The following is a 17,498-nucleotide window of genomic DNA, read 5'->3' as shown; positions in this document are numbered from 1 at the left end:
ACCGGCCGGTCACGATTTCGGGCGCCGGGAAAGTGCGGGCGCACTGTTGCGGTGCGGACAGTTGTGTTGGCGGGCGAACAGCGGGTGCTGCTTCGCGGGCAGGGATTGCCCGCGAAGGCGAGGAGTTTCAGTTGAGCAGGCGGATCGGTTCCCCGGCTGACCAGGCTTGAATGTCTTCGATCATCTGCGAAAAGAACAGCTCATAGTTCTGGCGGCTGACGTAGCCGACATGCGGCGTGGCCAGCACGTTGTCGAGGGTGCGAAACGGGTGCAGCGCAGGCAGCGGTTCCTGATCGAACACGTCGAGGGCCGCACCGCCGAGGCGCTGTTTCTGCAAGGCTTTGATCAGCGCCGCTTCGTCGACAATCGGTCCGCGCGCGGTGTTGACCAGCAGCGCGGTCGGCTTCATCCAGTCCAGGGCCTGGGCATCGACCAGCCCCCGGCTGCGGTCGCTGAGCACCAGATGCACCGACAACACGTCAGCCTGTTCGAACAATTGCTGCTTGCTGACATAAGTGACGCCGACCTGTTCGGCGCGCTCGGCGGTGAGGTTTTCGCTCCACGCGATCACGCGCATGCCGAACACCTGACCGAACTGCGCCACCCGCTGGCCAATGCTGCCGAGGCCGAGAATGCCGAGGGTCTTGCCGTGCAGGTCGCCGCCCAGGCCTTGCTGCCACTGGCCGGCGCGCAGGGCGTTGGCCTCGTTCAGCAGATTGCGGGTGGCGGCCATGATCAGCGCCCAGGTCAGTTCCGGCGCCGCGTGTTTGTAGCTGTCGGTGCCGCAGACCTTGATCCCGAGGCGGGCGGCGGCCGGCATGTCCAGCGCCGCGTTGCGCATGCCGCCGGTGACAAGCAGCTTCAGGTTCGGTAAGCGTTTGAGCAGGTCTTCATCGAAGCGCGTGCGTTCGCGCATCACGCAGATCACTTCGAACTGGCCCAGACGTTCGGCCAGCGTGGCGTTGTCCGCCGGGTACTCATGGACGAAGGTGACTTCGCCGAGACTGTCGAGCACCGACCAGTCAACTACGCCCCGCGCGACGTCCTGCCAGTCATCGATCACCGCAATCTGCACCGCCATCAGCGTTACCTCTTCAACGAACGGGATTGGTTTTGTCCAGCCAGCCCAGCAGTGCCTCGTGAAACTTCGCCGGCTCTTCCATCTGCGGGGCGTGGCCCATGCCGGGGAATTCCACCAGCGTGGACTGAGGAATCAGTTTCGCGACCTGCTTGCCGAGCACTTCGTAGTGACCGATTTTCGCCTTCACTTCCGGCGGCGCAATGTCCTTGCCGATGGCGGTGGTGTCGGAGGTGCCGATCAGCAGCAGGGTCGGCATCTTCAGGTCCTTGAACTCGTAGTACACCGGCTGGGTGAAGATCATGTCGTAGATCAGCGCCGAGTTCCATGCGACCTGAGTCTTGCCCGGGCCGTTGCTCAGGCCCGCGAGCATGTCCACCCAACGGTCGAATTCGGGTTTCCAGCGGCCGTCGTAATAGGTTGTGCGTTCATAGTCGCGAATGCCCTGGGCGGTGACTTTCAGTTCGCGCTGATACCACTGATCGACGCTGCGATACGGCACGCCGAGGGCTTTCCAGTCTTCCAGGCCGATCGGATTGACCAGCGCCAGTTGCTCGACCTGATCCGGGTATTGCAGCGCGTAACGGGTGGCGAGCATGCCGCCGGTGGAGTGGCCGAGCAGAGTGGCTTTCTGGATGCCCAGCGTCTTGAGCAGTTGCTGGGTGTTGGCCGCCAGTTGCTGGAAGGTGTACTGGTAGTGATCGGGTTTGCTGGAGGTGCAGAAACCGATCTGGTCCGGGGCGACCACCCGGTAACCGGCCTCGCTCAGGGCCTTGATCGAACTGTCCCAGGTCGCGCCGCAAAAATTCTTGCCGTGCATCAGCACCACGGTGCGTCCGTTGGCCTTGCCGTGGGCGGCGACGTCCATGTAACCCATCTGCAGCGACTTGCCCTGGGACTGAAAGGCAAAGTGCTTGAGGGTGTAGGGATAATCGAAACCTTGCAGCTCCGGGCCGTATTGCGGGCCTTCGGCGTGAGCAAGCAGGGGCAGGGCGGCGGTTAGCAGCAAGCCGGGCAGCCAGCGGGTCAGCGACACAGACATAGGACAACTCCACAAGAAATCGGCCGATGCTGGAACGGCCGGATTAGGGCGACGTTAAACACAGGCAATCCCCGGGCCGGATCGTTCAACCGAGCCAGCCTAGGGTGAGCATCGCCAGCACCCCGTAGCGGGCGCCTTTGGCGAGGGTGACGATCAACAGAAAGCGCCCGAGGGGTTCACGCATGACCCCGGCGATCAACGTCAGCGGGTCGCCGATCACCGGCAACCAGCTAAGTAGCAGCGACCAGTGACCATAACGCTGATAGTGAACGCGGGCACGCTCCATATGCTTCGGGCTGACCGGAAACCAGCGCCGGTCCTGAAACCGTTCCAGCCCGCGCCCCAGCCACCAGTTCACCAGCGAACCCAGGACATTGCCCAGCGTCGCCACCGCCAGCAGCCCCCACAGCCAGTAACGATCGCTGACCAGCAGCCCGACCAGCACGGCTTCCGATTGCAGTGGCAAGAGTGTCGCTGCGCCAAACGCGGCCAGGAACAGCCCGAGATAACCCGCCGTCATCAATGGGCCGGGTAATCCGCCACCACCACATCGGCGCCGTCTTTCTTCAGGCCGATCACTTGATACGCATCGCTCATGCCGTCCATTTCCATGCCCGGCGAGCCCATTGGCATGCCCGGTGCGGCAACGCCAAGCAGGTCATCACGCTTGCTCAGGGCCAGCACCTGTTCCGCCGGCACGTGGCCTTCGACGAATTTGCCGTTGATGATTGCGGTGTGGCAGGACGCCAGGCGTGGCGGTACACCGTGCTTTTGCTTGAAGCTGCTCATGTCGGATTCGACGTGGTCTTCGACCTTGAAGCCATTGGCTTCCAGGTGGCTGATCCACTTTTTGCAGCAACCGCAGTTGGCGTCGCGGTGGACTTCGATCGGGATAAGGTCGGCGGCTTGCGCCAGGGAGGAAATGAACAGGGCGCTCAGGGCGGCCAGACGCAGGTGGTTTCGCATGGAGGGCTCTCGGCTCGAAGGAGGAACGGTCAAAAAAGGAAGGCATTTTGACCGGTTTTTCCTGCCGGGCATCAACGGAGTGTTTCCAAGTGATACGAGGCAGGCCTGCCAACATGATCGTAGATCAAAGCTGACAGGCCACTGAGCGCAAGATGACAAAACGGTCAGCGAACCTTGAAGCGCCCCATGATCGCGCTCACCCGGCTGTTGGCTTCCAGCAACTGGCGAGTGTTGAGTTCGCTGGCCTGACCGCTTTCCACCAGCTCATCAACCATGTGGCGGATCTGCACCATGCTGCGGTTGATCTCTTCGGTGACCGCGCTTTGCTGCTCGGCGGCGGTGGCGATCTGAGTGCTGAGGCTGTTGATGTGGCTGACGGAGCCGGCCATCTCGTCGAGGCCGCTGTTGACTCGCGCAGTGGCATCGGCGGCCGACTGGCAGCTGGCCTGGGTGTTTTCCATGGCGCTGACCGACGAGCTCACGCCCTGAGTCAGGCGGGTCAACATTTCGTTGATTTCCGAGGTGCTGGCCTGGGTGCGGGCGGCAAGAGCACGCACTTCGTCCGCCACCACCGCAAAACCACGACCCTGCTCACCGGCGCGTGCTGCTTCGATGGCGGCGTTGAGCGCTAGCAGGTTGGTCTGGCCGGCAATGGCGCCGATCACGCCGAGGATTTCGGTGATGCGCTGGGCATCCTGCTGCATGCTTTCGACCTTGTGGGTGGCGCTGGCCACCTCATCAATCAACGCCACAACGCTGCCGGACGCTTCACCAACCACGACGCGCGAGCGGTCGGCGTTTTCGTTGGCGCGCTGGGTGAAAGCGGCGGTTTCGGCGGCATTTTGCGCGACGCTTTCGGCGGTCGAGCTCATTTCGTTGATCGCGGTAACGGTCTGGTCGGTTTCCGAAGCGTGGCGCAGCAGAATCTGGCTGGTGTGCGCCGAGGTGCGTTGCAGGTTGTCGAGGCTCGAAGCCATGGCGCCGGTGGCCTGGGTGACCTCGCCGATCATGTTCTGCAGGTAGGCGATGAAGGTGTTGACCGAATGCCCGATGGCACCGAGTTCATCTTCAGCGCGAATGGTGATGCGCCGGGTCAGGTCGGCATCGCCGCTGGACAGCGAATCGATGTTGGCTTTCAGCGCTTTCATGCGCGAGACCAGTTGGCGGATCGCGTAGACCTGCAACAGCACCAGCAGGATCACCAGCGGAATCTGCAACAGGCTCAGGCTGCTGAGCACGTCGTCACGCTGGGCGGTGAGCATTTTGGTCGGCAGCGCGGTGGCGAGGAACCACGGGGTGCCTTCGATCGGGCGCATGAAGAACGTGCTGGCTTCCCCGTTGTTGTCGAATTCGACGCGCTGCGCCTGCTCACGGTTTTGCAGCCCGGCCTTGACCTGGCTGGCGAAGGTCGAGCCGCCGGCCAGTTCGCTGATGTTCTTCAGCACGATCGGCCCGCTGATGCGCGAGCTGTTGCTGATGATCTTGCCGTCGGCCTCGACAATCAGCATTTCGGCGTTGAGGTCTTTTTCCTTGCGCGCCACCAGATCGTTGAAGAAGCCCAGGGTCACGTCGATGGTCGAGACGCCCCAGGCGCTGCCGTTTTTCTGGATGGCCATGGCGCAGTTGGTGCGCGGTTCGGCGCTGGCGTCATCTTTATAGGCAGCGGCCCACGCGCACTGGCCGCGCGGGGTTTGCATGCCGCCCTTGTACCAGCTCTGGTCGTAATAATTGGGGGCCGCGTCGCTGTTCCAGAAGGTGTTCACCGCCAGTTTGCCGGAGGCATCCCGGTGCCAGAACGTACTGAACTTGTTGCGTCCGGCCTCGCGCTGGCCGGGCAACGGCCAGATGCCGCCGCCGAATACTTTGAGTTCGCCGTATTGATCCACCAGCCCCGGCAACACCGTGTCGATGGCCGCGCTGTCGAGCAGCGGAATGGTCTGGGTGATGCTGCGCTGCTGCGCCTGGACCTTGTTCAATTCGCCCTGGATCTGCTCGGCCACTTCAGCGATGCGGTTGAGCACGACCTGTTCTTCGGTATGGCGCAGCTTGGGCGCGACCAATTGGCTGATGCCAACCACGGTCAGCACCGACAACAACAGAATGAACAGAACCAGAAACAGCGTGTAGCGAGCCTGAATGGTGCGGAATGCGGGCATGGAAACCGGTCCTTGAGCAGGGATTCTTATTGTGGGCAGGGGAAAAACAGCGCGGGTTTCCTAGCGTATCGTCGGGTACTCGGGAAGCTTTAGGTACTTTCGTCCTAAAAGAGCCGATCCCGACCAAAGGAAGGTGTCAGGCCAGATACATGGGAACTAACCGTCCCGCACATTCGAGCAATAAACCCACTTTCATCACCTTGTCATGAACGCTCTAGTCCCGTATTTCCGGGGCTGTTGCCGATTTGTATCGTGAATGTACAAAAATTGTAAAAAAGTGCAGAAAGGAGTTGGTGCCATTAGTTTGCCGGCCGATACTCCGGGCAACTCAAATGTGGTTCAACAAGGAATTTTTCATGTTTTCCTCGCAAGGAGCTTGCTCATGACTATCGGATATACCGGTGCCTGGCAACCCAAGGCGGGTTTGCTGGTTCGAGACACAGGCAGCTCGAGCAAACCGGTTTCTCAAAGCGTGAAGGTCAAGCAGATGCTGGCCCTGGTCGGCAACGATCCCAACGCGATCAGCATCGCGGAGATGGACAAACAGGGGCTGCACAAGAACATCAAGGGTTTCGATCCCACCAATGTTTCTGCCAAGCAGTTGGGCAGTCTCAGTGCAATGCTGCGTGGCCGGGGCCTGATTTCCGAGATCACGTCCATGACCCTGCTCAATGCCGGCGACAAGTTTGATCGCTTCGGCATACAGAAGGACCCGGATGCCAAGTTCAATGCGCTGGAGTACTTCGCAACGCAGCTGGATACCATCCAGAACAACAATCTCAAGGGCAACAAGTACGCGAATACGTTGATCCCCGAGTACAAGAAAGCCATTTATGTACTGCAGAACCTGCAGACTTATGGTCAGGGCGGGGAGCGCAAGCCTCCTACCGATCAAGGTATAAAAGCCAAGGCATGACAGACAGAGCCCGCCCCGGTAACGGGGCGGGCTCTTTCGTTTATGGGCGATTGCCGCAAGCGTGGAATTTAGAGGGCGAGGCGATCTGCCGCTGCATATCGTCATGCAATCGCTGCATTTGCGGGCAATGCAATATCAGCGATTTGGGCTGGAACCCCCGATGAAACAACGCCAGCCATCCAGCGCCTCGTTCATCGGGCGCCAGTCCGCTGAACACGAAACCCATCGTCGATAACTGGCGCCAGGCATTGTCGAAACCCTGCGCCAGCCTGAGCCTGATCGAAATCAGCCAATGGTCGGGCAGTTGTTGCAGCTGCTTGAGCAAACTGTCGTCCACTTCGTTGAATACCCCGTCGTATCGCCCCCAGCGCTGTTCCAGCTGCGCCGGTGCGCCGACCCAGGGCGACACGTTCACCCGCGTTCCGAACATGTCGCACATCTGCTGCATGAACTCACGGCATTCATCCGGCCAGGTCAAGGCCGGCAACGGGCGCTGATAACCATCGCCCGGGGCGTAACCCAGCACGAGCGATTCCGTCACCGCGCCGCCAAAGGGCGACGGTGCGTGATCGGGCAACACGCCGGTGTTGTGAAAACCAAGGCCGGCGGCCATTTTCTGGGTGTAGGGGTGATGGGTCATTTGCTTGATCGTGACCCCCTGATAACCCAGCGCCTGCGCATGGATCAGCAAATGCCGGCCCATTTGCGTGGCGACGTTTTGCCCACGGATCTGCGGATCTACCACGCTCAGGGCCAGTTCGGCGAGGGATGATCCTTCGTCGAGAATCAACGCGGAGTGACCTGCTACTTGACCGTTCGCCACCGCTACCAACGAGTGCCAGCGGCGGTCGGCATGGTTCTGGCTGATCATGCGGGGCAGATAAACATGCGGCTGAGCGTAATGGTCGCCATAGATCTTTCTGAACAGGTGGCTGACGGCCGGGGCGTCACTGGTGCGGTAGCCTCGCAGGGTGATCGCGTCCATCAGCAGGTCCCCTGGCCAGAGCCGTTGTAGACGCGCCGATCGAGCACGTGTTGCCGTTTGCCGGAGCGTGGATGGCGTGCCAGTTCCTGAACCTTGCAGCAGCGAATCTGCAATACCAGCAGGTGATCGGCGCTCAGTTGCCTGATCAACGGATAGTCTTCGATCAAGGCGCTGTGCAGCGTCTGGTCGGCTTCAGCGTTTGCCGGTTTCAGGGCGTCCGGCGCCCAGTGCAGGCGCAGGATATCCGTGGCGTCATCCTGCTCGATGACCAGTTGCCAATCGTCGCTGCCGGTGATGCGCAGCACGGTCTCGCCGATCGATTGCGGCAGCAGAGTCAGAATGCCCACGCGCACCCTCTGGCTGTCGGCACAGCGCCCCATCAGCGCGAACTTGCGCCCCGACGTGCCTGGCGGCTCTCGCCAGCACGCACGGTCGCCGACCGGGTAGCGGATCAACGGCATCAACCGGCGCGTGAGGTTGGTCATGACCAGGCGCCCGACCCGACCGCATTCTTCGATCACTTCACCGGTCTGTTCGTCGAGAATTTCCAGCACACCGTGGCCTTCGGGAGCCCGGTGTTCGCCAAGAGCGCAGTCACGATGGCTGGCACCGATGAATCCGGCGTCCACGCTGGCGTAGCCGATCGAGGCCACGCGGGCATTGGGGAACACCCGCTCAAGCCGTTGCAACTGTGCGTCAAACAGGCTTTCGCCGGCGTAGAGCAGGGCGGTGACACCCTCGAGGGCCCGGCCATTCTGCTCGAGCCACGCGGCAAAGCTCAGCAGATGGGCCGGTATACCCGCGAGCACATTGATCCGGTGCCGGTCGATCGCATCGGCGAGAAGGTTCGAGTCGATATGGCCGGTGAAGGGAAACTCGACGATCTCGGTTTCAACCTGCGCCAGCGCATCGTGGGTGAAGATGAAACTGGCATACAGGTCACCCGCAAAGAACAGGTTGGCCACCCGGTCCCCGGCGCTCAGCTGCGCGTCGAGACTGCGACCGAAGTCCGTCACCAGCGTCTGCCATTCCTCGCGCCGGAACAGTGAAAACTTGCCGGCGCTGGTGGTGCCTCCGGTCTTGAAAACCAGTGCGTCATTCAGCGGCGCCGTCAGGACAGGCCAATGGTCAAGGTCATGACTGCCTTTCCAGTATTCCACGGGGTCGATCACCGGCAGTTGTTCCAGTGATGAGATGTGCGGGGGAATGTCGGCGAAGTGGCTTGCATAAAAGCCGGAATGCCGTCGCGCCAAGGTCACCAGTTCTTGCAGTTCAAATCGTGTGTTCATGTTCGGCTCCTTGCCTGTCTGCGCAGGGAACAACGCCCCGATTGTCGATCAGCAGCGGCGTCTTGCCGCTGTGTTTGTTGCGGGTGAACCGATCGCTGCCGCAAACCTCTACCTCAACGGTCAGCAGTCCGGTGTGGATGAGCGTGGCCAGGGTCGGATAGGTCAGCAGGCGACGCTGTACATCATCGGCTTGCCGTGGGCTGCGAAAGCGCATGCGCTCCAGGCCGTCCGGGGCATGTTCGAGGATCAGCTGGAACTCGGTCTGCAGATGCTCTGCCAGTTGCGACAGGCAGATGAAGTCGGTGCCGATGCGCATCAATCTGCCGTGGCGTTGCAGCAGTTCGAAGCGCGGCGTGGGCAGCCCGCAGTCACACGCACCGGGGAGCCAGCGACCGCTGTCGCCGATGTCGTATCGCTGAACGTCCTGCCCTTCACGTTCGATGGAGGTGAACACCAGACGCCCGGTTTCACCGTCGTTGACCGGTCGATGGGCCTCGAATTCGACGATCTCCAGATGCTGGATATCGCTCATCAGATGAAACACGCCATCGCCAGTGGCCGGGCAAGCATGGCCGAGCGGCCCGGCGTCGACACTGCCGTAAATGGCCGAGCGAATCAGCCTGACGCCGCAGCTGCGCATCAGCGCAAGGCTTTGTTCGCCGGGGTGTTCGCCGCCGAGGAAGACTTTTTCGATCCCGCCATATTCGCGTAGCCGTTCCTGCTCATTGAGGAACAGACGGTGCAGGGTGCTTGGCATACCGACCAGCACGGTGACGCGCTGGTCGATGATTATCTGCGCGATCTCGCGGTAATCGTCATCGGCCGGCGCCCCCATCGGCAGGTGCGTGGCCCCCAGCAGCTCCAGCACTTTGGAAAAACTGAAGAAACCTCCATACAGCCCGCCGCTGAAGAACAGGTTCATCACCCGGTCGCGGCTCGGGTCGAGGCCCGCCGCGAACAAGCCGTCGGCACTGGCGCGCATCTGTCGATCGAAATCGCGGTAGCTGTAACCGGCCAACGCTGGGGTGCCGCTGCTGCCGCCGGAGCGGAAATACAAGCGGGCCGCCGGATGGATCGGGAGGGTGACAAAGGCGTCCTTGCTCATGATCGGCAGATTGGCCACGCAGGGTGGCGTCGGCAGCGGATCGAGCGTGGCACGGGTCGCCAGCTCTGTAGCCGGCAGACTGACCGACACCCGTCGGCTCAAGCGCTGCAAGGCATACACACCGTCGTGGGGTTCGCCTTCGTAGCCATCGTGAATCGCTTGCACCGGGGTGACCCGCGTGACGCCTGCAGCGATCAGGGTTTGAGCCAGTTCGGCCATTTCGTGTTCGGCGCACATCAGCCCGGCGCTTTGCAGCACGTTTCGCCAGGGCAACAGCGCCTCGGTGATCCTTACGCGCGGCATCGGTTTGAGCAGCAGGCTGCGAAACAGCGGCGAGGGACCGAGTTGCTGGTCGTGGGTCCAGATCACCCGCCAGTCCGGCGCCTGCCAGACCTGGCCGCTGGCCCCGCCAAAGCTCTGGGCCAGCCGCGCCATCGCCGTTCGGGTGGTGATTTCCGAGGCTTCCTGAATCGAAGGCGGCAGGACTGGCCATTGCCGGGATCGACGCTCGAACGCCTCGGCCAGTTCTTCGCCGATTGAGCGCAAAGTGTTTTCATCGTCACTGTCCACCAGCAGCCATTGCGGGCTGGAGCAGGCCTGCTGATCGAGGCGGCAGACTTCATCGGCCACGCTGTCCAGGGCTTCTGGCGTGACCGTTGCCGGTGTCAGGTAGATGAAGCTGATGCGGTGGCCCCAGTCGATCCAGCGACATCCGGGTGCCAGTTGCTGGCGGATGGCTTGCAGCGCCGACTCACCGCCCCACGCTGAAACGCCGTTGGCCTGTTGGCACAACTGACCGATCTGGGCGGTGCTGGCCGGAACGACGGCGACATGCCCGGCAATCTGGCCGGTCGCATCGCACTGCGCCAATCCATGAAGCAATTGCGCCGTCAGACCCTGATCGCTGCTGCTGGGGCGCAACCAGTTGACGTTGCCGGCCAGCAGGCCTTCGATCACCGCACAGAAAGCCAGCAGCGGTGCATTGCCGGGGGTGATGTGAACCACCAGGCCCAGCGGGCTCCAGCGTTCAAAGCGTGACTGGCGATAGTCGAGGCGACGCAGGCTGCCCGGCTGCTCGCCGAGTTCGCGCTCAAGCTTGCGCCGCAGGGCCGCGGGTTGGCAGAACTCGATCAGTGACTGGCGTTGCTCGGGATCGATAGGCAATGCCGTGTCCGGATCCTGCAGACGTTTGGCGAAAGCGGCTGCTGCGCTCAGCACGGTCGCTGTTTCGAGTGTTTTGGCCAATCGTTCCGGCAAATCCAGGTAAAGCTGTTGCAGTGCGCCGTCGAGGGTGCAGTCGTCGTGAAGCTGTCCGTTGATCAAGTACATATCAGTGCTTCCCCAGCAGTTCAGAGGCGGCCAGGGCGCAGCTACGGCCAGCGGTGGTGGCCGCGCGGCCATGCAGTTCGAACCAGTCGGTGGACAGACCACAGCCACAGCTGGCGCCGGGATGCAGGGTGGCGAGATCGCTCATGACCACCGCGTGCGCGGGGCTCGAAGAAATGTAAGGCGAGACAAAACTCAGCAAGCCCTGACGGCCGTAAGGCTGAACCGTAAAGTCAGCGGGATGGCGCACGAAAACCTTCGAATAGACCGGTACATGGAAACGGTGGTGAGCACATTCGAGATAAGGCACCGCATGCTCGACTGCGCCGTAGCCGTCACGGCAACGGGACATCTCGATGCCCAGTTGGCGGTGAATGCGTTCGTACAGTTGCTGGCGGGGAATCTCTTGCGCCGCGTGGGTTTTCCAGCCGCCGCCAAACAGCGTCAGCGAGCCTTGCGCCAGTTGCAGGTCAGCCACCCCGGTCGCCTGCATGCGTTGCAGGGTCTGCCAGAGAAAGGCCGGGAAGCCGAAGATCCGTACCGGCAAACCTTCTTCGGCGAAGGACTGCAAGGCTGCGATCACGCCAAAGCCGTCGAATTCATGACCGCCACCCGTTCGGCGCAGTGCGTAGGCCACGCGATTGACGGGCGCGAAGCCGCACAGAAACTGATCGGTGAATGATGTTCCCAGGCTGATGCTGCCCTCGGGTTCATAGCTCAGCAGCAGGTAGTTGCACGGCGTGTGCAGGGTGTCCCAGTCATAGTGCTGGAAGATCCGCTCGACCATGTTCTGGGCTGCGCCCAGGCTGCGCTCGTCGTAACGCATGCGGCTTTTTTCGCCGCTGGTGCCGGAGGAAGTGAGTTCCAGTGCGTCCGCTGCGGTGGAACTAAGCAACGCCTGGCGCTTGAAATAACTGGCGAAAATCGGCGGTAGCCGCGACCAGTCATCAAGGTGATCCAGGTCACCAACGATCAGGCCATTGGCGTTCAGCCAGTGTTCGTAGCCCGGAGTGTGCTGGCAGTGGAACCGGCTCATTTCGGCCATGGCCTGGTTAAACAGCCCGTCCGGCACGGAATCCGGGCAATAAGGTTGCGTCAACGCACAGAGTGCGTCGCTGTAGGGGAAGTGGTTCATCAGGCGTCCTTGTCGTTATGTTGAAGAAGCGGTGTCTGCCGGGACGTGTGGCAGAAACCGGTACAGCAGGGGCAGGCTGAGCAGGCCGCCCAGCGCCGCCCAAATAGCGAAGGATTCAAGACGGGTGCCGCCGCCGATCGCTGCGATCAACGAACCACCGACACCCATCACGGCAATCGAAATCATGCCGATCGCGGCAGACACCAGACCTTTGCTGTCATCGCTGGAAAACAGTGCCAGTCGGTACAAAGCGGCGTTGCTCATGCCCAGCCCCACGGCATACAGCCCAAGGCCGGTCATCAATCCGGCAAGCGAAAGGCTGGTCACTGCGGTGGCGATCAAGGTCAGCAAACCCAGGCAGAACGGCCAGAGCGCCAGGCGAATCAATTGCGGCAGATCCCGCGACGCCAGCAGTCGGTCGAGGATCAGATTGCCGACGATGACCGCCGAAAACACCGGAATCTGCCACAGCGCATATTCGCGCGTGGTCAGGCCCAGCAACTGGACAAGAAGAAGCGGCGCCAGTCCGATCCAGGCAATCAGCGGCAGGCTCATCAGACCCAGGGCCAGGCACGTGCCGACAAACCGGTGATTGCGCAGCAATGCAAGGTAGCGGCTACCGATCTGGCGAAACGAGAAAGGGATCGGCGCTTGTCGACCTCCATCGTGGCGGACAACGCCGATCGTCTCCGGCATGCAGGCATACAGTCCGATCCAGGTCAGTGTCGCGATCAGACCCAGACAGAGGAACAGCTCGCGCCAGCTCAGCCATTCCAGCAGCAGACTGCCGAGCAGCGGGCCGAGCAGGGGCGAAAGCAGCGCGACATTACCTAGTAACGCCATCAGGCGCACCGCATCGGCCTCGCAGAAGACTTCCTGAAGCGCGGGGTAACTGACCGCCACGACAAACCCCAGGCCCATGCCTTGCAACAGGCGCAGGGCGTTGAACACTTCGATGCCGGGCGTGGCGACAGCCGCCGCGCAAGTCACGCCGAACAGTGCGCAACCGCCCAGCAGCAAAGGGCGCCGGCCGAACCGGTCGGACAGCGGCCCGATCAGCCATTGCAGGCAGACGCCGCCGATCAGATACAGATTGAACGCGTTGGGGATGTGAGCGGCCTCGGCTGCGAGATCCCGCGTGACAGTCAGCATGGCCGGCATGACCATGTCGCTGGCCATGTAGGTCAACCATTCGAACAGGGTGATGGCCAGACAGAAGCCGAGTGCCTGGAGTGGCGGGAGGGGGATGAGAGTTCTTTGCATGCGCTTTCACGGTCGTCGAGAGGGAGCGCAAAGGGTAGGGATGAGCAGGGATTGTTCCTACGCCATTGGTGTGACGGTCTATGACGCGGTTATGCGTGATGTTGCAGAGGGAGACTTTCTTACTTGCACAGGTGAAACGCCCTACGGCATTGATGGCCGAGCCATAAAAAATGCCCACATTCCTGTGGGCATTTTTCCTGACGCTTAAATCCGTTGTTGCATTTGAACGGACGGACGCTGGCATCCTTTCCGTGAGATGGCTTAACGATGGTAGTAGTAACCCGGGCCAGGCCCATAGTGGCGATGATCGCCATGCCAGCCGCCGTGGGGAAAGATGATGCAGCCGCTCAGGGTGAGCAGTGCAAGTACAGGAATCAGCCAGGTGATTCGACGCAGCATTTCAAGGATCCTCATGGTTAACGCCGTTTGAAGCCAAAGCTCTTCATCGGCTGTAACATGAGACCCCGTTTACCGCGGCGCATCCCCGTCAAACGGTATGCGCATGGCATCAACGCCGATACAAACCCGATACATTCCAACGGTTCAGGAACCTGTAATGACCCATAAGCAACGCTTGATATATTCGATTCTGATCGCCGTCGCCGTACTGCTGATCATGCTCGGCCTGTCCTGGCTGCAAAACGCCGGCAAGCTTAGCGAGCAAACGTTCCAGTACATCGCCATCGGTGTGGCGGTGGTGGTCGTGGTGATCAACGGCGTGATGCGCCGCAAGGTCAAGCCCTGACGGCGTCTGCCGGGTGCTTCAATCGTTGTTGAGCACCGCGGCAGCCTGGGGATGGAGGCTGTAGCTCTTGTCGTCGTTGAACGTGATCACGCCTTCGGCACACAGACGCTTCAACACTTCACGAACGCTGAGGAAGGACAACGGAATGTCCAGATCCAGCAGTTGGCTATGCACGCCACGCACACCCAGACGACGGTCGTCCTCGGCGGCGACCAGCAGGGTGTCGATGACTTTGAGGCGAATCAGGCTGGTGCGCAGGCCGAAGCTTTTAAGCAGCAAACGGATGCGCTCATTGCCGTGACGCTCGATCCGTTGCCCGAATACGTCGACGTGCGAACCCATGGGCGCTCCTTGTGGGGTCTGGCTACCTTCCGATGGTAGGGGTGGGTTGTACATGCGATTACTCCTTTCAGAGCCTGATCAGGAAAGGTTTTTTGTGCTCTCTCTAAACAAGACGTTTCAGCTCGACAAATCATGAAGCGAAAAATGTAGAAAATTTGTCGCCGTTTTGTCTTTTCCCCGTGATTACGGTGCGAGAGGGCTGTATGACCGACTAAATTTTTTTTCCGCGGCTTCGTTTTCTGGACAGGCTCATTGCGCGTGACGCGTGGGTGATTTCAGAGCGAGCCGGGCCCGACGTGTTCACGGTGGCGGGCGGTTCGCTCTACGGCATTTCGATCAGGAGCGAGCGTGACTATTTCCAGGCAATTCACCGGACTGACCCTTGTCGGCCTGTTTCTCGGGCTGAGTCTGTCGGCGCAGGCGTTCAGCCCGTCCGTTCAGACCGGCGCGGATATCCGTCGCACAGGCTTTGGCGTACCGCACATCCGTGCGGAGAACGAACGCGGTCTCGGATTCGGCATCGGTTATGCCTATGCGCAGGACAACCTGTGCCTGCTGGCCAACGAGATCGTGACGGTCAACGGCGAGCGGTCGCGGTACTTCGGGCCGGAGCAACTGACAGTCGAAGAGCGCGAGAACCGCGTCAGCGACGTGTTCTTCCAGTGGCTCAACACGCCGCAGGCAGTGAACGCTTTCTGGCAGGCTCAGCCGGTCGAAGTGCGTGATCTGGTGGAAGGTTATGCCGCCGGCTACAACCGTTACCTGGCCGAACGTCGCCAGCAGGGACTGCCGCAACAGTGCCAGGGTGAATGGGTGCGCGATATCGCCGCCGAAGACCTGGTAAAGCTGACCCGTCGTCTGTTGGTCGAGGGCGGGGTCGGTCAGTTCGCCGAAGCGCTGGCGGGTGCGACGCCGCCGCAGGCCACTGCGCAGATTGAAAACGATGCGCGGGCTTACCAACTGGCGGACACGCGCCAGCAGCGCTTCGCCCTGGACCGTGGCAGCAACGCAGTAGCGGTGGGCAGCGAGCGTTCGTTAAATGGCCGTGGGATGCTGCTGGCCAACCCGCATTTTCCGTGGGTCGGCGGCATGCGCTTCTATCAGATGCACCTGACCATTCCGGGCAAACTCGATGTGATGGGCGCGGCGCTGCCGGGCTTGCCGATGATCAACATCGGCTTCAACCAACATCTGGCCTGGACCCACACCGTCGACTCGTCCAAGCATTTCACCCTGTATCGCCTGCAACTCGACCCGAAGGATCCGACCCGTTACCTGCTCGACGGCCAGTCCCTGCCGATGAACAAGCAGACGGTCACGGTGCAGGTCAAACAGGCGGACGGCCACGTCGTGCCGGTGTCGCGGGATGTCTACAGTTCGCAGTTCGGCCCGATCGTGCAGTGGCCCGGCAAGCTCGACTGGAACAATCAGTTCGCCTATAGCCTGCGCGATGCCAACCTCGACAACGACCGGGTGCTGAAGCAGTGGTACGCCATGAACCGCGCCGGCAATCTCAAGGATCTGCAGGATTCGGTGCACACCATTCAGGGCATCCCGTGGGTCAACACCCTGGCGGTAGATGACAAGGGCCAGACGCTGTACATGAACCTGTCGGTGGTGCCGAACGTCAGCGCCGACAAACTGGCCAAGTGCAGCGACCCGCGCGCCGGTCTGAAAATGATCGTGCTCGACGGTTCCAACAGCGCCTGCGCCTGGGACATCGATCCGCAAGCCGCGCAAAAGGGCATTTACGCTTCGGGTCAGTTGCCACAGTTGTTGCGCAAGGACTTCGTCCAGCACTCCAACGATTCGGCGTGGCTGGCCAACCCGGCGCAACCGTTGACCGGCTTCTCGCCGCTGATCAGTCAGGACGGCCAGCCACTGGGCCTGCGCTCGCGCTTTGCGCTGGATCGTCTGGCGACCCTGAGCAAAAAAGGCCCGGTATCGGTGCAGGATCTGCAACACATGGTGATGGACGATCAGGTGTTCCTGGCAACGCAGGTGATGCCGGATCTGTTGAAGTTCTGTGCTTCCCAGCCTGATGCAGCGCTCAAATCAGTGTGCAGCAGCCTGAAGGCGTGGGACGGCCGGGCGAATCTGGAATCGGGCGTCGGGCTGGTGCATTTCCAGACCATCATGCAAGCGATGCAGGAATCGCCGCAGGCCTGGCGTGTGGCCTTCGATCCGAAGGATGCGCAACACACACCACGCGGGCTGGCCATTGAAAAGCCGGAAGTGGCCAAGGCATTGCGCGAGGCCATGCTGGCGTCGGCCGAGTCCGCCACCAAAATGGGCCTGACCGAGAAAACCCGTTGGGGCGATGTGCAGGTGGTCAGCAGTGGCGGCCAGCAAACGCCGATCCACGGTGGCCCGGGGACGCTGGGCATTTACAACGCGATCCAGAGCGTGCCCCGTGAAGACGGCAAGCTGGAGGTGGTCAGCGGCACCAGTTATCTGCAAGTCGTCACGTTCGACGACAAGGGGCCGCATGCCCAGGGCCTGCTGGCGTTCTCGCTGTCCAGCGATCCGGCGTCGAAGTATTCCCGCGACCAGACCGAGGCGTTCTCGAAGAAACAGTGGAGCGTGTTGCCGTTCACCGAGCAGCAGATCAAGGCTGATCCGCAGTATCAGGTGCAAACCGTGCACGATGATCTGGAAAAGGCGGGGAAAGTCGCGGCGCAGTAATCACCGGTAAACATCGCTGACAAGTGCCAAAGCAGAAGGCCGCTCCCTCACGGGAACGGCCTTCAGTTTTTTACCGGTTGCTGCGGCATCGGATTGATGACCGGGTTGCCGTCCTTGTTGCGGGTCAGGAACACCGGCAAGACTTTGGGCAGGGAACTGGCGAAGCTGTTCAATTCCTTGATGTTGTAGATCCCGCCGACCCGGATCGAGCCAGTCGAGTTGTCGGCGAGCATCAGCGGTTTGTCCAGGTAACGGTTGATCTGCGGCAACGCTTCGTTCAGCGACAGGTTGTCGAGCACCAGTTTGCCGCTGCGCCAGGCCAGCGAGTTGTCGTTGGCGTAGGTCTGGCTGATTTGCGGCATGTCGTCGCCGTGCTTGTAGCGCGCCTGCATCGAGGGCCCCAGACGCAAGCCGTCACCGGCCAGTCGGGAATTGCTGGTGACCAGCACGGAACCCTCGATCAGG

General features: G+C 61.4%; 15 protein-coding genes and 1 pseudogene. 3 read left to right on the top strand and 13 right to left on the bottom strand.

Annotated features, from left to right (window positions below):
- Window positions 1-127 precede the first annotated feature (127 nt).
- The 5 genes from K5E37_RS28840 to K5E37_RS28820 all read right to left on the bottom strand — a co-directional run bounded on the left by K5E37_RS28840 (window position 128) and on the right by K5E37_RS28820 (window position 5,242).
- A complete protein-coding gene (locus tag K5E37_RS28840) occupies window positions 128-1,081 on the bottom strand; it encodes a D-2-hydroxyacid dehydrogenase family protein (protein WP_221535779.1) in 954 nt (317 codons plus the stop codon).
- Between the two features lie 13 nt (window positions 1,082-1,094).
- Window positions 1,095-2,120, bottom strand: a complete 1,026-nt coding sequence (locus K5E37_RS28835; protein ID WP_007957574.1) for an alpha/beta fold hydrolase — start codon at window positions 2,118-2,120, stop codon at window positions 1,095-1,097.
- Between the two features lie 85 nt (window positions 2,121-2,205).
- Window positions 2,206-2,640, bottom strand: a complete 435-nt coding sequence (locus K5E37_RS28830; RefSeq protein WP_221535778.1) for a YqaA family protein — start codon at window positions 2,638-2,640, stop codon at window positions 2,206-2,208.
- Window positions 2,640-3,086, bottom strand: a complete 447-nt coding sequence (locus K5E37_RS28825) for a DUF411 domain-containing protein (protein WP_221535777.1) — start codon at window positions 3,084-3,086, stop codon at window positions 2,640-2,642. The genes K5E37_RS28830 and K5E37_RS28825 overlap by 1 nt, the downstream gene beginning before the upstream one ends.
- A gap of 164 nt (window positions 3,087-3,250) precedes the next feature.
- Window positions 3,251-5,242, bottom strand: a complete 1,992-nt coding sequence (locus K5E37_RS28820; RefSeq protein WP_221535776.1) for a methyl-accepting chemotaxis protein — start codon at window positions 5,240-5,242, stop codon at window positions 3,251-3,253.
- 382 nt (window positions 5,243-5,624) lie between these two features.
- Between K5E37_RS28820 and K5E37_RS28815 the strand changes: the two genes are divergently transcribed.
- On the top strand, window positions 5,625-6,158 hold the full coding sequence (locus K5E37_RS28815) for a hypothetical protein (protein ID WP_085604016.1): 534 nt from the start codon (window positions 5,625-5,627) through the stop codon (window positions 6,156-6,158).
- Window positions 6,159-6,198: 40 nt separating this feature from the next.
- Here the strand turns inward: K5E37_RS28815 and K5E37_RS28810 are convergent, their stop codons facing one another.
- The 6 genes from K5E37_RS28810 to K5E37_RS28785 form a co-directional block, all read right to left on the bottom strand.
- Complete coding sequence (locus K5E37_RS28810) at window positions 6,199-7,143, bottom strand: GNAT family N-acetyltransferase (protein WP_221535775.1); 945 nt, start codon at window positions 7,141-7,143, stop codon at window positions 6,199-6,201.
- Window positions 7,143-8,432, bottom strand: a complete 1,290-nt coding sequence (locus K5E37_RS28805; protein ID WP_221535774.1) for a phenylacetate--CoA ligase family protein — start codon at window positions 8,430-8,432, stop codon at window positions 7,143-7,145. Before K5E37_RS28805 ends, K5E37_RS28810 begins: the two co-directional genes overlap by 1 nt.
- Window positions 8,416-10,866, bottom strand: coding sequence for an aldehyde dehydrogenase family protein (locus K5E37_RS28800; RefSeq protein ID WP_221535773.1), 2,451 nt, complete (start codon window positions 10,864-10,866; stop codon window positions 8,416-8,418). The genes K5E37_RS28805 and K5E37_RS28800 overlap by 17 nt, the downstream gene beginning before the upstream one ends.
- 1 nt (window position 10,867) lies before the next feature.
- Window positions 10,868-11,998: an acyl-protein synthase gene (locus K5E37_RS28795; protein WP_085604004.1), complete on the bottom strand. Its 1,131-nt coding sequence runs from the start codon at window positions 11,996-11,998 to the stop codon at window positions 10,868-10,870.
- Between the two features lie 15 nt (window positions 11,999-12,013).
- Complete coding sequence (locus K5E37_RS28790; RefSeq protein WP_221535772.1) at window positions 12,014-13,261, bottom strand: MFS transporter; 1,248 nt, start codon at window positions 13,259-13,261, stop codon at window positions 12,014-12,016.
- Window positions 13,262-13,522: 261 nt separating this feature from the next.
- Entirely contained in the window at window positions 13,523-13,660 is a 138-nt protein-coding gene (locus K5E37_RS28785; RefSeq protein WP_007957554.1) for a hypothetical protein, read from the bottom strand.
- Between the two features lie 157 nt (window positions 13,661-13,817).
- Here K5E37_RS28785 and K5E37_RS28780 point away from each other — a divergent pair, with 157 nt between their 5' ends.
- Window positions 13,818-14,006 carry a hypothetical protein gene (locus K5E37_RS28780; protein ID WP_007957552.1) on the top strand — a complete coding sequence of 63 codons (189 nt, stop codon included), beginning with the start codon at window positions 13,818-13,820 and terminating at the stop codon, window positions 14,004-14,006.
- A gap of 18 nt (window positions 14,007-14,024) precedes the next feature.
- Here the strand turns inward: K5E37_RS28780 and K5E37_RS28775 are convergent, their stop codons facing one another.
- Entirely contained in the window at window positions 14,025-14,402 is a 378-nt protein-coding gene (locus tag K5E37_RS28775; RefSeq protein WP_045121840.1) for a fe2+ zn2+ uptake regulation protein, read from the bottom strand.
- A 294-nt stretch (window positions 14,403-14,696) separates the two neighbouring features.
- Between K5E37_RS28775 and K5E37_RS28770 the strand changes: the two genes are divergently transcribed.
- Window positions 14,697-17,033, top strand: a complete 2,337-nt coding sequence (locus K5E37_RS28770; RefSeq protein WP_221535771.1) for an acylase — start codon at window positions 14,697-14,699, stop codon at window positions 17,031-17,033.
- A gap of 62 nt (window positions 17,034-17,095) precedes the next feature.
- On the opposite strand, the pseudogene K5E37_RS28765 reads toward K5E37_RS28770, so the two are convergent.
- Window positions 17,096-17,498, bottom strand: a pseudogene (locus K5E37_RS28765) (peptide ABC transporter substrate-binding protein); the annotation flags it as partial.

Source organism: Pseudomonas sp. RIT778, from assembly GCF_019718735.1.
In the GTDB taxonomy this organism is placed as follows: Bacteria; Pseudomonadota; Gammaproteobacteria; order Pseudomonadales; family Pseudomonadaceae; genus Aquipseudomonas; species Aquipseudomonas aphyarum.
The sequence above is the reverse complement of the archived record's forward strand: the minus strand, read 5'-3'. Positions and strand labels throughout refer to the sequence as shown.

Bases quoted from the DNA above. Each gene is read 5' to 3' on its own strand.
- K5E37_RS28840 (WP_221535779.1), bottom strand. From the start codon at position 1,081: ATGGCGGTGCAGATTGCGGTGATCGATGACTGGCAGGACGTCGCGCGG.
- K5E37_RS28835 (WP_007957574.1), bottom strand. From the start codon at position 2,120: ATGTCTGTGTCGCTGACCCGCTGGCTGCCCGGCTTGCTGCTAACCGCC.
- K5E37_RS28830 (WP_221535778.1), bottom strand. From the start codon at position 2,640: ATGACGGCGGGTTATCTCGGGCTGTTCCTGGCCGCGTTTGGCGCAGCG.
- K5E37_RS28825 (WP_221535777.1), bottom strand. From the start codon at position 3,086: ATGCGAAACCACCTGCGTCTGGCCGCCCTGAGCGCCCTGTTCATTTCC.
- K5E37_RS28820 (WP_221535776.1), bottom strand. From the start codon at position 5,242: ATGCCCGCATTCCGCACCATTCAGGCTCGCTACACGCTGTTTCTGGTT.
- K5E37_RS28815 (WP_085604016.1), top strand. From the start codon at position 5,625: ATGACTATCGGATATACCGGTGCCTGGCAACCCAAGGCGGGTTTGCTG.
- K5E37_RS28810 (WP_221535775.1), bottom strand. From the start codon at position 7,143: ATGGACGCGATCACCCTGCGAGGCTACCGCACCAGTGACGCCCCGGCC.
- K5E37_RS28805 (WP_221535774.1), bottom strand. From the start codon at position 8,432: ATGAACACACGATTTGAACTGCAAGAACTGGTGACCTTGGCGCGACGG.
- K5E37_RS28800 (WP_221535773.1), bottom strand. From the start codon at position 10,866: ATGTACTTGATCAACGGACAGCTTCACGACGACTGCACCCTCGACGGC.
- K5E37_RS28795 (WP_085604004.1), bottom strand. From the start codon at position 11,998: ATGAACCACTTCCCCTACAGCGACGCACTCTGTGCGTTGACGCAACCT.
- K5E37_RS28790 (WP_221535772.1), bottom strand. From the start codon at position 13,261: ATGCAAAGAACTCTCATCCCCCTCCCGCCACTCCAGGCACTCGGCTTC.
- K5E37_RS28785 (WP_007957554.1), bottom strand. From the start codon at position 13,660: ATGCTGCGTCGAATCACCTGGCTGATTCCTGTACTTGCACTGCTCACC.
- K5E37_RS28780 (WP_007957552.1), top strand. From the start codon at position 13,818: ATGACCCATAAGCAACGCTTGATATATTCGATTCTGATCGCCGTCGCC.
- K5E37_RS28775 (WP_045121840.1), bottom strand. From the start codon at position 14,402: ATGTACAACCCACCCCTACCATCGGAAGGTAGCCAGACCCCACAAGGA.